Origin of the sequence: Streptomyces sp. bgisy159 (genome assembly GCF_965341775.1) — a bacterium.
Classification (GTDB): domain Bacteria; phylum Actinomycetota; class Actinomycetes; order Streptomycetales; family Streptomycetaceae; genus Streptomyces.
The window spans coordinates 54422-68234 of sequence record NZ_CBDQZH010000018.1 but is presented as its reverse complement, the minus strand read 5'-3'; the positions used below and the strand labels follow the sequence as shown (position 1 = coordinate 68234).

At 73.6% G+C, this 13813-nt stretch carries 6 protein-coding genes; 2 read left to right on the top strand and 4 right to left on the bottom strand.

Annotated features, from left to right (window positions below):
- Nucleotides 1-19 precede the first annotated feature (19 nt).
- Nucleotides 20-646 (top strand): hypothetical protein, encoded by a 627-nt coding sequence (locus ACSLTV_RS19050; RefSeq protein WP_435612531.1) that lies wholly within the window; start codon nucleotides 20-22, stop codon nucleotides 644-646.
- Nucleotides 647-658: 12 nt separating this feature from the next.
- Here the strand turns inward: ACSLTV_RS19050 and ACSLTV_RS19045 are convergent, their stop codons facing one another.
- The 4 genes from ACSLTV_RS19045 to ACSLTV_RS19030 form a co-directional block, all read right to left on the bottom strand.
- Complete coding sequence (locus ACSLTV_RS19045; protein ID WP_432157340.1) at nucleotides 659-1093, bottom strand: hypothetical protein; 435 nt, start codon at nucleotides 1091-1093, stop codon at nucleotides 659-661.
- Nucleotides 1094-1103: 10 nt separating this feature from the next.
- Nucleotides 1104-5480 (bottom strand): RICIN domain-containing protein, encoded by a 4377-nt coding sequence (locus ACSLTV_RS19040; RefSeq protein ID WP_435612530.1) that lies wholly within the window; start codon nucleotides 5478-5480, stop codon nucleotides 1104-1106.
- Nucleotides 5481-6102: 622 nt separating this feature from the next.
- On the bottom strand, nucleotides 6103-7350 hold the full coding sequence (locus ACSLTV_RS19035) for a serine/threonine-protein kinase (protein ID WP_435612529.1): 1248 nt from the start codon (nucleotides 7348-7350) through the stop codon (nucleotides 6103-6105).
- Between the two features lie 136 nt (nucleotides 7351-7486).
- Nucleotides 7487-9226: a serine/threonine-protein kinase gene (locus ACSLTV_RS19030; RefSeq protein ID WP_435612528.1), complete on the bottom strand. Its 1740-nt coding sequence runs from the start codon at nucleotides 9224-9226 to the stop codon at nucleotides 7487-7489.
- 400 nt (nucleotides 9227-9626) lie between these two features.
- Between ACSLTV_RS19030 and ACSLTV_RS19025 the strand changes: the two genes are divergently transcribed.
- Nucleotides 9627-13784, top strand: coding sequence for an FHA domain-containing protein (locus tag ACSLTV_RS19025; RefSeq protein ID WP_435612527.1), 4158 nt, complete (start codon nucleotides 9627-9629; stop codon nucleotides 13782-13784).
- Nucleotides 13785-13813 lie beyond the last annotated feature (29 nt).

Here is a 13813-nt window from a genome sequence, read left to right as displayed (position 1 = left end):
GGCAAGGTGTGGAGCCAGGATGGAAACGACGGCATTCGAGCCCGGTATGCAGGTCTTCGACCCGGTGGCGCGGAAGGTCGGGGAGTACCGCGGGCAGGCGGGCCCGTACGTGATGCTGCGGCCGGTCGGCGGCGGCCGGGAGTGGGAGGCCGATCCGGCGCGGGTCCGCCCGGCCACGCAGGAGGAGCGGATCCGGGCCGGCGTACGGGCGGCGAACCGCCGCACGGGCCAGGAGGACCCGGCCGGCCCTCCCATCCCCTCCCCCGGCTGCGAGACGTGCGCGGGACTCGCCGCCCGGCGCGACGAGGCCCGCGCCCGCCACGATGCCAGCGCAGTGACGGACGCGAACGTCCTGATCCGCCGCCACCAGGAGCAGGCCCACCCGGCCACGCGGACCCGCCGCGTCTTCCGCTACGTCCCGTACTCGATCGTCCAGGACCCCGCGGCGATGCCCGAGTACGAGGCCCGCTGCGTCTCCGGCGACGAGAAGGACTGCGGCGCCGGGTCCGGCGTACACCACGATCCGTCCCAGGTGGAGGAGTGGCAGCGCAGGCACTCCCAACAAACACGGCACCTGCGCTACCGCCGCACCTTCGGTGACTACGCGGTGCTGGAACCTCAGGAAGAGGTACCAGGCTTCCGGTGATCAACGGCGAAGTCAGCGCGAGGATCCGACCAGGGCCGCCTCGACATGCTCGCCTGTCATTTCTATGACAACGGCGTCCTCCCGCATGTCCGAAGGGAGATGAGTCAATTCTTCCTCCCGGCACAAGGCTCTGCCGGCACTCAGGTCGAGAATCACGGCTCCCAGCCTGTTCACCACTTCAGCAACGATGCCGAAGACGCCTGTCACGCTGCCGCTTTCGCCACGAGTTGGGCGGTCGAAGGAAACGCAGTACTCGTCAGTGGTGACGTCGGCGGAGCTTCCGTCGGCAGCACGGACCCAGAATTGCAGGTTTCCATCCTCGTCGACCGTGAGACCCTGCACCCCCGCATCGTACGGTGCAAGGACTTCCCGCACCTTGTCCTTGTCAACCGGGACAGGGTCTGCTGCCCCATCGACGAACTTGTAAATCCACACTTGGTAGCTCACGGATGTTCCCCTATTGCCATGAGGCGGGCCGGTACACGATCTTGATCCCCTTGATCCCGTGGTCGGCGACCGCATGCTGAAGAGCGGTGGCACCTCTCTGTGTAGCCACATACCACACGACGGGAATACCCCCTGCTGCTTCGACCTGCTTCTTCATTTCGTTGATCGGCTTCGTTACGAACGGTTTGAACTTTCCGGTACTGTCGTCGATGATTTTGCCGAAGCCCTGGTATTTGGCATCGATGAGAGTTCCGTTCTGGAAGCCGTCGAACTTGACATATCCGCTCGGGGTTTTTGCGGGGACCTTGTACACGAAACCATACGGGACCTTGCCCGTGACCTCGTACTGGTACAGGAATTCTGGGGCATCAGACTTCATTGCCTCCCTCTCCCACCTCCATCTTCCCGGACCTCCTAGCTGAGCCCAGTTGGGGCAGACGCGCGCACCGGAAGCTGCGACACGTACGCTGAAGGCGGCAGTACGAATACTCCCCTTCGCGCATGCCTCTTCGAGGTCACTGAGAGCCTTGGTTCCGATGCCAGCAAGGGCTTCATCGGACAGGCTGAGGGCGCGCAAGCCCTTCCAGGCGTCTTCGAAGCCGATGCCTGTTCTGGCGGCGGCGTCGAGGGCCTTGACAGCGTCGGCGAGGGCGCCGAGCGGCTTTTCGAGGGGGAGGAACATCGCCGCAGTCCAGGCGCACGCCTTCTTGCTGCCGTGCCAGCATGCGAAGACGTCACCAAGGACGATCTCGAACAGGACGGCGCCGAGCTTGTCGCCGAAGAACGCCTGCCATCCGGCCTTGATGATGTCCTGGCCCGTGAAGTGGTGGTCCCACTCGAAGGGGTCAGTCCGGATCCGCTCGGTGGTCAGGTAAGTCCAGGCGGCCTTCGGGCAGCCCTCAGCCGTGGCTAGAGCAGCCACGTCGCTGCACAGATAGAAGTCGGCGGTGACGTCCAGAATGAATTCGTACCTGGCGTCGCAACCGACAATGACGGCGTTGGACGGGCATGTACCGATCTGCTTGCCGTTGACCATCTCGGCTGTGTCCTCGTCGAGGACATAGAACACGCCTCCGACGCCCGTGGCCCCTCCTGTGGCGACCTGTCGGTTGGCCTCCTTCTTCAATGCCGATTCGTACGCTTCCTGCGCTTGCTCGGCGTACTTGTCAGCGTCCTTCGCAGCCTGCTCGGCCTCGGTAGCCAAGGTGGCCGCACGGTCCGCCGCAGCACGGGCGTCCTTCGCCGCCTGCTCGGCCTGGGATGCCGCTGTGCGGGCGGCCTCAGCATCAAGGGCGGCCTGGTCGGCGGAGGCGCGGGCATCCTTGGCGTAGCCCTCGGCACGGCCGGCTGCCTTGTCCGCCGCTGCGGCGTCCGCTGCTGCCTGACGGTCGTACTCGACGGCGCGGGCAAGACTGGTGGCGGCTTGTGCCGCGTAGCCTGCCGCCTCGGCCGAGTAGGCGAGGGCTTCCTTGGCATACTGGCGGGCAGTCGCCGCGTAACTCGCTGCGGTCGCCGCATGGACGTACGCCTGCTTCGCGTCACCGGCGGCCTGGTCGGCTAGGTGCTGCGCCGCCTCTGCCTCGGCCTTGGCATTCGCTGCATGCGCCTGCGCGACGGCCTGCTGCCGTTCGGCGACCGTCTTCGCCCCCTGCCCTGTGAGGACGACCAGACCCGCGACGGCGTCGGTGTCCACGTACGGAGCGCCGATCTCGATGGCGTCGTTAGCCGGCTTGGCTACCTGGGCGGCTGCCGTGGACGCGTCCGCCGCCGCCTGGGCGGTGCTGTACGCGAAGCCGGCGGCCTTCGCGGCGGCGGCTCGGGCCTTGCCCGCTTCCGCGTTGGCCCCGTCGGCCTGCTTCTGCGCGTCCTTGGCGTGCTGCTCCGCCTCGTCGGCGAGCTTCACCGCCGTCGTGGCCTCCCGGGCGGCGTGCTCCGACGCCGTGATCGCGTCGGCGGCCGCGGACGTGGCGGTCGCGACAGCGGCATCAGCTCTGAGCTTCGCCGCGTTCGCGGCGTCCGCGTCGGCCCGTGCGCGCTTCGCCGCGGCTTCCGCCCTCGTGGCGGCGGCGTCCGCCTCGGCCGCGGCTCTGGTGGCGGCGTCCGCCTCGGAACGCGCTGTGACGGCGGCGTTCTCCGCATCGGTCGCGTGTTTGTCGGCGTCGGTCGCGGCCGTGCGAGCGGCATCTGCCGCTTCCCCCGCGTCGAGTGAATCCGCGTACGCCTGTTTGGCGTCAGCCTTCGCGCGGGCGGCGTTGGCCTTCTGCTCGGCGTCCCACGCGTCGTTGCGCATGGCCTGGGCGTGGTCGCGGGCCTTGACCGCGGAGTCACGCTTCTCGGCGGCCGTCTTCTCGGCGGCCTCTGCCTTGGCTCTCGCGTCGTTCGCCTTGGCCGCCTGGGCCTGGGCGTTCTGCTTGTGCTGGTTCGCTTCCGCCTGTCTGGCGGCGGCGGTTTCCTTCTCGGCCCTGGCCGTCTGCTCCTCCGCTTCGGCGGCGAGCCGCTTGGCGTGAGCATCTGCGGCAGCCGCCTTCGCGTCGGCTTCCGCCTTCAGGGCATCGTTCAGCTTCGCTTTCGCCGTCGCCGCGTCCCTCTGGGCGTTGTCGCGGTGCAGCTTCGCCGCGTCACGGGCGGCCTTGGCCTGTCGCTCCGCCTCCTCGGCGGCCTCCCTGCGGAACTCCGCACGCACTTGAGCGGCCTGCGCGCGAGCGCGCTGTGTGATGGCTTCGCTGTCGGCGGCGGAGGCCCTGGCAGCTGCCTGGGCGGTCTCGCCGGCCTTCACCATCGCTTCCAGTGCGGCGACCGTGCCCTTGGTGACCTGAGCCTTCTGCTGTCCGGCGATCAGCCCCCGGCCGCGGGGCGTGCCGTTACTGTCGGCGATTGCGTAGGCGGCCTGCACAGCAGTGTCGGAAGTGGCAGCAGCCTCCTTCGCCGTCTCCAACTGATTCTTCAGCGCGACGAAGTGCACCGTTGCCTTCGTCCGCGCCTTGATGAGTCTTCTGTTGGCGCCGAAGAGCTGATCGGCCGACGGAGCTGTGCCAGTGTGTCCCTGCGGGACGATCCGAAGGTGTTGTCCCTGCGTCTTGTTGCAGGTGTAGAGCTCGGCGAGCTGGCCGCCGGCCAGCGCCCCGAAATTCAGGCACTTGCCTGTGTCTACGTTGCGCAACGCGGTCACGGCGCGTACGTCGAAGGCCCACTGAGGCGCCTTCGCGCTGTCGCACGACCAGATCTGAACCTTGTTCCCGTTGGCGCTGCCGCCATCCCCGACGTCGAGGCATTTCTGGGAGTTGACGTTGGAGAGGGCGAAGCCACCGCCGTGGTGGTAAAGCCGCCACTTCTGAGCCGCCGACCCGTTGCAGGCGTGGAGCTGCACCGGGGTGCCGTTGTTCCTCCTGCCGCCCTGGACGTCGAGGCACTGCCCGGAGTCGGCGGCGGCCTCGATCACGAGGTCCGCGTCACCGATCCAGCCGAGACCGCCCTCAGTCCAGTAGTCCTTCCAGCGAGTGATGTAATCGGCGACCCATGCCTGGCCCAACAACTGCCCCAAAGCGAACGTACCGTCCTGCAGCGCCTTCGAAGCGGTGGCGCCGGCATCGAGGATCTGCTGCCGCTGGTCGGCCTGCGAGGCCATCTCCTGCTGCCACTCCGCCGACGCCGCAGCGACCTCCTTGCCGAGGACTCGGTTCGGGTCGATCGGGTCATGCCAGTTGCAGGACGCGAAGCGGGCTTTGAGATCCTCCACCGCGATACGGAACTCGGGAGTGCCGGTTGCAGCAGCGGTGCGGGGAAAGCCTCCGGAGGCGAGGAAGATGCGGGCGTCGTCAGCGAACACCCGGGGGACGAAAAGCTTGTTCGGTTCGATCTCCCCGGAGTTCTTCTTCCACAGCTTCCACGCCGCCTGCTCCTGCGAGGTCCCGCCCGACGCGTACAGCGCGTCGCCGACCGCCACGGCGGCGTCCTTGGTCTTCCGGTCGGCTTGGGGCGACGGGTCGTAGAACAGGGACAGCATGTCGGCCGGCTTCAGGAACGACTGGTACAGCCACGGCAGGAGACCGATCCGGTCGAAGGTCTCGTCTCCGCCCTCGGGGGCACCGGGGTAGTCGTCGAGTCCGGTGACGGAGCTGGAGATGTCGTACGAGGTGTCATTGATTTTCTTGAGCCAGGCCGAGTTGGCGTCGTCATCCGCGTCGAAGGCCCTGTGTATCGGGCTGTCGCCGTCGAACGGGTCCCAGCCGAGGGCCTCGTGGAGCTGGTTGGCCGGAAGCGCGACGGCGTTCCGGCCCAGAGCCGACAGGTTGGGTCCGCCCTTGCGGATGGCGTCGACGGCCGTGCACTGGTCCAGACGGAGCTGTTCGGCCGCCTTGACGTCGTAGCCGTCGTAGCTGTCCGCCACCGGAACAGTGGCGTCCTGCGAGTTTCCTTCCCGTGGTCCGGACTGGACCGCCAAGGTACTCAGGACCGCTACGGCCACGGTGGACGAGACAAGAGACGTGAGGACTTGAGGCCTTCGTGAACGTGACCTGCTCGGCCACGGCTTCGGACGCAACAGGACTCCCCTTCCTTCGTTGGCACACGGGTGTTGAACCCGACGAAGCGTTTGGGAACTGCCTGTGGCCTTGAGTGGGAAGAGCAGACGTCAGCAGCGCCTGGCCGGATCCAGGCCGGCTCAGGGCTGATCGGTGTGACGGCATGACAACGCATTCCCCCTTGGCGACGGTGTTCCCCCGGTCGCCGGTGACGCGCTCGTCAGCGGGAGTGGTCAGGCTCCTCCGCCGAGCGCAGCGATCATCGTACGCACACACGTTCGAGTGCGGGCAAGGGTTTTTCACGCCGGTCGGCCCGGTGAGGTGACTGAGCGTCGCCAGGGCCGCTACGGCGCGGCCGGGACCGATGTCGTGGCGGGGGCCGGTGGAGAGTCGTCGGAAGCGTCGTCCATGAAGGGGCCAGCCACGCCCTCGTCCCCAAGGCCGCTGCGAGGGCGACGCCGGGGACGAGGGGGAACAACGCGCCGCACGCTACGGCCGTGCCGGGGCCGAAGTGGTCGTCCCGTTCTCGGGCTGGTCGGTGGAGCCGTCGTCCGAGGTGGCCAGCCAGGCCCCCACCCCCAGGGCCGCCGCCAGGGCGGTGCCCGCCACGGTCAGGGTGATCCGGCGACGGCGGGCCGCGGCGCGGGCGCGGGCCGAGCCGGGGCGGGGGGCGCCGGTGGGGCGGGGGACGCGGGCGGTGCCGTGGGCGCCGCCGGCGAGTTCGTCGGGGGCCGGGACCCGCATCGAGGTGTGGGTGTCGCGGTTGGAGTCCGGCCGGGCGCCGGGGACGAGGGGGACGGCGCCGCGGCGTGCCCGGGGGGCGGAGGGGGGTGTGGGTGCGGCGGTGCGGTCCGGGTCCTCGGAGTCGTCGTCGGCCTCGGGGTCCGGTTCGTCGACGTCCAGCGGGGGGATGCCGGCCAGCAGGGGGAGGAGTTCGCGCAGGCGGGCCGCCAGTTCGGAGGCGCGCAGGCGGGAGGCGGGGGCCTTGGCGAGGCACTGGATCACCAGTTGCCACAGCTCGTCGGGGATGCCGGGGAGGGGCGCGACGGACTCGGTGACGTGGCGGCGCAGCACGGCGCCGGGGTGGCCGCCGCCGAAGGGGGTGAAGCCTGCCAGCAGCTCGTAGAGGACGGTCGCGAGGGCGTAGATGTCGACGGCGGCGCGCGGCGGCAGGCCCTCGACGATCTCCGGGGCGAGGTAGTCCGGCGTGCCGATGATCTTGGTGGTGCGGGTCCGCTTCGGGATGTCGATGAGCTTCGCCACGCCGAAGTCCGTCAGCAGGGCGTGGTGCGAGCCGCCGGGGCCGAGCGGGCCCTGCATGTCCAGCAGGATGTTCTCCGGCTTGACGTCGCGGTGGACGACGCCCGCGGCGTGCGCGGCGGCCAGGGCCTCCGCGACGTCGGCCGCGATCGCGACGGCGGCCTCCGGGGCCAGGCGCCGGTCGCGGTCCAGGCGGGTGCGCAGGTCGGTGCCCCGGACCAGGTCCATGATCAGCGCCAGGTCGTTGCCGTCGACGACGAGGTCGCGCACGGAGACGACGTTCGGGTGGTCCAGGCCGAGCAGCGCGGTGCGCTCCTGCACGAAGCGGCCCACCAGCTCCTCGTCGGACGCGAGGTCCTCCCGCAGCAGCTTGATGGCGACGGGACCCTCGGGGCCCTCGCCCAGCCACACCGTGCCGGCGCTGCCCCGCCCGAGGATCTGGTGGGCGGTGTACCGGCTGCCGATCTTCCGTGCCAAGGCTGCTCCTACCGACGCGTGTTGTCGTTAAAAGTACGCGTCGGACGAGCCAACCTTCACCGCGGGGACGTAAATCACCCGTCAGATGTCGACAAATCCGCAAACTCGCCGGGATCGAACCCCGGGTGAGGGCTGGTCAGCCCGTCCCCGTGCTCGCGCCGCCGCCGTCGGAGACGCTGCTGCCCAGGTCCTCGATCCAGCCGGTCACGGTGGTGAACCAGTCGCCGAGCTGCTCCCAGTAGCCCTTGCCCGTGCCGATCCAGTCCTGCAGCGGGGTGAACTCCCAGATCATCCAGCCGGCCACGACCATGATGACGATCGAGAACAGGCAGCCCTTCAGGCAGCCCAGCCCCGGGATCTTCATGGGGTTGGCGCCGCGCTGCCGGGGCGCGCGCGGCTCCCGGGGCTCGGGGGCGGGGCGCTGCGCCTGGCGGGGCCGGGGCTCCGGAGCGGGCGGCGGCGCGTACCGCTGGGGCTGCTGGTGCGGCTGCTGGTGCTCGGGGGGCGCGTACTGCTGCCGCTGGGGCTGCCGCTGCGGGGCCTGCTGCGGATAGCCGTAGCCGCCCTGGGGCGGCTGCTGCGGCCGGGCGACCTGCCGCTGGGGGCGTCGGCGGCGCAGGGGGTCCTCGTCCGGGTCCAGGTACTGGATCTGGGTCTGCTCGTTGCGGTCCCGGGCGGCACGCAGCTGGGTCTGCCAGGGGTGCGGCTGCTCCGGCTCCCCGCCCTGCTGCCCGTACGGGTCCTGGCCGTACTGGTCCTGCTGTCCGCCGGGCCGGTGCGGCGGCACGGGCGGCATGACGGCCGTCGGATCGGCCCCGCCGGGGCCGCCGGAGGTGTGCGGGAGCACGCTGGTCGCGGCGTTCGGGTCGTACGCCCCCTGCGGTCCGCCCGCTCCCGCCGCCGAGCCGTGCGGCAGCACCTGGGTGGCGTCGGCGCCGCTGCCCGAGCCGGGGACGGCGGTCGGGGCCGGGTCGGGGGCGAGGACGTGGCCCACACCCTCGGCGGCGGCGATCTGCATGGGGTTGGCGTGCACGCCGACGCCCTCGGCGACGATGCGCAGCCCGCGCGCGAGGCTGACCGCGCTGGGCCGCTCGTCGGGGTTCTTGCGCAGGCAGCGCTCGATCACCGTCCACAGCGGGTCGGGCACCGTGGAGGGGCGGCGGGGCTCGGCGCTCAGGTGCTGGTGCAGGACCTCCAGGGCCGAGCCGCCGGAGAACGGCGGACGGCCGGTGACCAGCTCGTACAGCAGGATTCCGGCGCCGTAGACGTCGACCGCCGAGGTCTGCGGGCGGCCCTCGGCGGACTCCGGCGCGACGTACGCGGGCGTGCCGACGAACTCGCTGGTGCGGGTCAGTCCCGGGGAGTCGGCGAGGCGCGCGATGCCGAAGTCGGTCAGCAGGGGGTGGAGCTGGTCGCCCTGCTGCTGGAGCAGCACGTTGGCGGGCTTCAGGTCGCGGTGGACGACGCCGTCGGTGTGGCTTGCGGCGAGCGCGTCGGCGATCTGGGCGGTGAGCAGGGCGGCGGCGACCGGGGTGAAGGGGCCGTTCTCCCGCAGGTAGCGGTGCAGGTCGGGGCCGTCGACGAGGTCCATGACCAGCGCCAGCAGGTCACCCTCGACGACCAGGTCGCGCACTCGGACGATGTTGGGGTGGGTCAGCCGGAGCAGCACGGAGCGCTCCCGCAGGAAGCGCATCACGACGTCGGGGTCGCCGGCCAGCTCCTCCTTGAGGACCTTGATCGCGACGGTCTCGCCGGGCCGGCCCGCGACGGCCGCCTCGTCGCCCGCCGTCTCGCGCTGACGTCCTCGCCACACCGTCCCCGTGGCGCCGCGCCCCAGCGGTTCCTCAAGGAGGTACTTGCTCCCTACCGGCCGCACGTCATGCGCTCCCTGCTGCTTGCCCTACGTTCCGAACCACTGTAGTGCCGGAGACCGTCGTACCGGCCTGTCGTCATTCTGTGCGTCTTACGTACCGTCCCCCGTTCACGTTCGAACCGCCTCCCGGGCATGTTCGGAGGAAAGACGCTCGGGTCGGTCCGCCGGTTGCCCGATACGGACGTGACCGATCTCAACACCGGTCCTGAGCGATCACCCGGGCGGTCCCGGTCAGGCACTTTTACGGGCAGAGCCGACCAATCAAGATCACTTGTCACCGGACGGCGGGCGCATTGTCGGTGACAGGTGCGAGGATGCGGGGGGTAGGGGAGTACTGGCCGACGTGCTCGTGCGGGGTGGGGGGAGTTCCGCGCCGCCCGCGCAGAAGGGACCGCTGACGGCGATGCAGATCCGGCTGACCGTCGTAGACCCGCAGGGCCCGCCCGGGGACCGGGCCCGGGGGCGTGCAGTGCGCCGGGACGTGCTCGTGACGGCGCCCGCGGGCACGGCCCTGGCGGCGGTGGCGACGGCGCTCGCCGCGGCGGCCGGCGGCGAGGGGTCCGGCGGCGGCGCGGTGGTGCTGTACGCGGGGGCGGAACGGCTGGACACCCGGCGCGCCACACTCGGCGAGCCCCCGCTGACCGACGGCGCCGTGCTGTCCCTGGGCACGCCCGCCGACCCCGAGCCGCATCCCGAGGTCGACGACGCCCCGGCCCGCCTCCACGTGGTCGCGGGGCCGGACGCGGGCGGGGTCCACCTGCTGCACGGCGGGCAGGTCCGGGTCGGCCGCTCCGCCGACGCCGACGTCCCGCTCGACGACCCCGACGTCTCCCGGCTGCACTGCGCGGTCACCCTCGCCGCCGACGGCCGGGTCACGGTCGTGGACCTCGGCTCCACCAACGGCACCACCCTGGACGGCACCCCCGTCCGCGACCGCCCGCGTCCCTTCCCGCCGGGCGCGCTCCTGCGGATCGGCGAATCGACCCTGCGGCTGGCCTCCCCCGGCGGCCCGGAGGCCCGCGTGCCGACGGCCCCGGACGGCGAGGGGCACATACGCGTGCCCTGCGGCGCGGCGAGCGACGGCGTTACGGCAGGGGACGGCGTTACGGCGGGGAACGACGGTACGGCTGCGGGGGCGAGCGCCCCTGGTGCCGGCACCGGGGCCTGCCCCGGCGGCCGCGGTACGCGGGCCGAGGCGGACCTCGGGGGTACGGCGGCGGGTACGCGCCCCGGCGGTACGGCGACGGGTTCCGGCAGCGCGGGCGCGCCGGCCGGCGGACGTCCCGGCGGCACGGCGACGGGCACGGACACCGGCGGTACGCCGACAGGCGCGCGTCCCGGCGGCACGACGGGGGCCGGTGACGGCGGCAGGGCGCGGGGCGCCGACGCGGCGGGGGCCGCCCCGGCCGCGTCCGGCGGGCGGGGTGGCCCCTCGGGGCCGACCGGTCATGCCCGCGGCACGGTGCACTGGGACGCCTCGCGGGCGCCGCAGGTCCCCGGGGCGCCCAGGGGCGACCGGCCGCCCCACGCCCCGGAAGCGAGCCGAGTCCCCGGTCAGGGCCTCGCCCCGTCCATCGAGAACGGCGGGCCCGGCGCGCACCACCCCGCCGACGGTGACCGCCACGCCCCGGGCGACCGCACCGACGGTGACCGCTGCGCCCCGGCCGACCGCGCCGCCTACACGGGTCCCACCGCCTACTCCAATCCCACCACCGGCTCCGAGCGCACCGACGGCTCGGGCCGTACCGTCGGCTCCGACGACCGCGGTGGTGGCGCCCGAGGGTGGCCGGGGCGCCCCGACGCCGACCAGCCCAGCGGGGCGCACCACCCCGCCCCGCGCAGCCGCACCACCGCCGAGAGCCACCCCGTCGCGAAGAACGGCGCCCCTGCGGCGCACGCCCCCGTGACGGAGCTCCCGCTCCCCGGGGACCCCCGCCTCCCTCGCGACCCCCGCCTCCCCCGGCAGCTCGGCAACGGCTCGGCAGACCGCCCCGCCCCCACCCCCGCCGCCGCGTCGGCCCCCACGTCCACGGCCGGTCCCCTCCCCCAGGCCGCCGTCGAGTCCCGCCCCGCCCCCGCCGCCCCGGGCGACACCCACGGGGGCCGTTCCGGGCCGGGTCCGTTCGCCGTGTCCTCCGACGGTGCCCGGGGCGCCCATCCGCAGGACGGCGCCGAGGCGGCCCCCGCCCGCAGGCGCGGCGGTCTGTCCGCGTGGGCGCGGCGGCTGGCCGGCGGACGGTCGGGCGGGCGGCCCGGCGCACCGGACCACGCCGAGGGCGCGGCCGCGTACGGCGACGCCGTCGCCCCGGCAGCCACCGAACCCGCCACGACGGCCGCCGCCCTGCCCGAGACCTGGCCCGACCTGGCGGGCCTGCTGCTGACGGCGCTCGGCCCGGGCCCCCGGCTGTGGGAGCGCGCCCCCGGTCACCCGGAGGCGCTGACCGTGCGGCTCGGCGCGGCCGACCGGCCCGCGCCCGACGGTTCGGGACTGCTGCCCGCGGTGCCGGTGACGGCGGGCCTGCGCGAAGTCGGCTCCCTGGGTCTGGCCGGGCCGCGCGAGCGGCTGTCGGGGCTGGCCCGCGCGGTGCTGGCGCAGCTCGCCGCGCTGCACTCCCCGGACACCCTGGAGATCGTGCTGCTCAGCTCGGACCCCGCGCGCCCCGTGGAGGAGCGCACCGCGGAGTGGGGCTGGCTCGGCTGGCTCCCGCATCTGCGGCCCGGCCACGGCCAGGACTGCCGCCTGCTCCTCTCCTACGACCGCGAACAGGCCGCCGCGCGCACCGACGAACTGCTGCGGCGGCTCGCGGACCGGCCGTCCCGGCCGTCCGCGTCCGACGCCCACCGCCCGTCCGAGGGGCACACGGAGGGCGCACCGGCGGGGCCGGCGGCGTCGGCTGCCAGCCCGCACCACCCAACCGCCCACCACGCGCCCGCCGACGACACCCCGGGCCCGTACGCCGTGCTCGTGGTGGACGGCGACCCCGGCACGTCCGCGCTGCGTTCGGCCGTGGCGCGGCTCGCGCTGGACGGTCCCCGGGCCGGGATCCACGTCGTGTGTCTGGCCGAGACCCCGTCCGCGTCCGCCGCCTCCCCGGTGTCGGAGACCTACGAGGCCGCCTGTGCGGCCGTGCCCGTGTTCCGGGAGTGCGGCGCGGTGGCGCTGCTCAGCGGGGACGTGGCGACGGCGCTGCGGCTGCTGCGGGTCGCCCGCGGCGGGTCGCCGGGGCAGCCGGCCGGACCGGTGGGCCACGGCACGCTCGGCTCGGTGGACGCGGTGTCGGCCGCTTGGGCGGAACGGTTCGCGCGGGCGCTGGCCCCGCTGCGACCGGACGGCGCGGGCGGCGAGCGGCGCCCTCGGGTGTCGGCGCCGCTGCCCCCGGCGGCCCGGCTGCTGGACGAGCTGGGCCTGGCCCGGGCCACCCCGGCGTCGCTGATGGCGCGCTGGGCGGACGCCGCCGACGACGCCCGGGCGCTCGGCGGCAGGGCGACGGCCGTGCTCGGCGCCGGTCCGCGCGGCCCGGTCGCGGTGGACCTCGCCGCCGACGGACCGCACCTGCTGATCGAGGGCCCGCCCGGCAGCGGCCGTACGGAACTGCTGCGGGCGCTCGTCGCGTCGCTGGCCGCCGCCGAGCGGCCGGACCGGCTGGCGATGGTCCTGGTGGACGGCCGGGACGGCGTCGGCAAGGGCGGCGCGGGGCACGGCGACGGCCTCGGGGTCTGTACGGACGTACCGCATGTGACGACGCGCCTGACGGCCAACGACCCGGTGCGGATGCGGGAGTTCGCGCAGGCGCTGAGCGCCGAGCTGAAGCGGCGGGCCGAGTTGCTGGGGCGGGCCGACTTCACGGAGTGGCACCGGCACCGCGAGGTGTCCGGGCGGATCGGCGCACAGCGCGCCCCGCACGCCGCGGGACCGACCGGCACCCGGCCCGCCGCCGACGGCACGGGTCCGGCCGGTGCCGCCGACCTCGACTCGCCACCCAGTTCCACCCTGCGGCTGCGGCCCGGCGCGGCGGCCCGGCAGCGGGCCGAGGCGGCGCCCGCGCTGCCCCGGCTGGTGGTCGTGGTCGACGACCTGGACGCGCTGCTGAGTCCGGCGCTGGGCTCGCCCGGCCGCCCGGCCGCGGGCTCGGTGACCCGGGCGCTGGAGGCGGTGGCCCGCGAGGGCGCGCGGCTCGGCGTGCACCTGGTGGCGGCGGCCGGGCCGGGCGGCCGTACGGCGGAGTGGGAGCCGGCCCGCCGGGCGACGCTGCGGGTCGCGCTCGACGCGCCCGCCCCCGGGGGCCCGGACCAGCCCTCGCCCGGCCGAGGGCGGCTGACGGGACCGGACGGCGGCGTCACCGGCTTCCAGGGCGGCCGGGTCACCGGCCGTATCCCCCGCACGGCCACCCTGCGCCCCACGGTGGTCCCGCTGGAGTGGCACCGCATGGGCGACCCGCCGGCCCGCCGCCCGGTGCGCGAGCTGGGCAACGGGCCGACCGACCTGGCCCTGCTGGCGAGCGCGCTGGAGCGGGCCGCGCGGGAGGTGTCGGCGGCCCTGGTGCCTCCCCTGCTCCGCTGACTCCGCCGGTTCCTGTCCCGGAGTCCGGA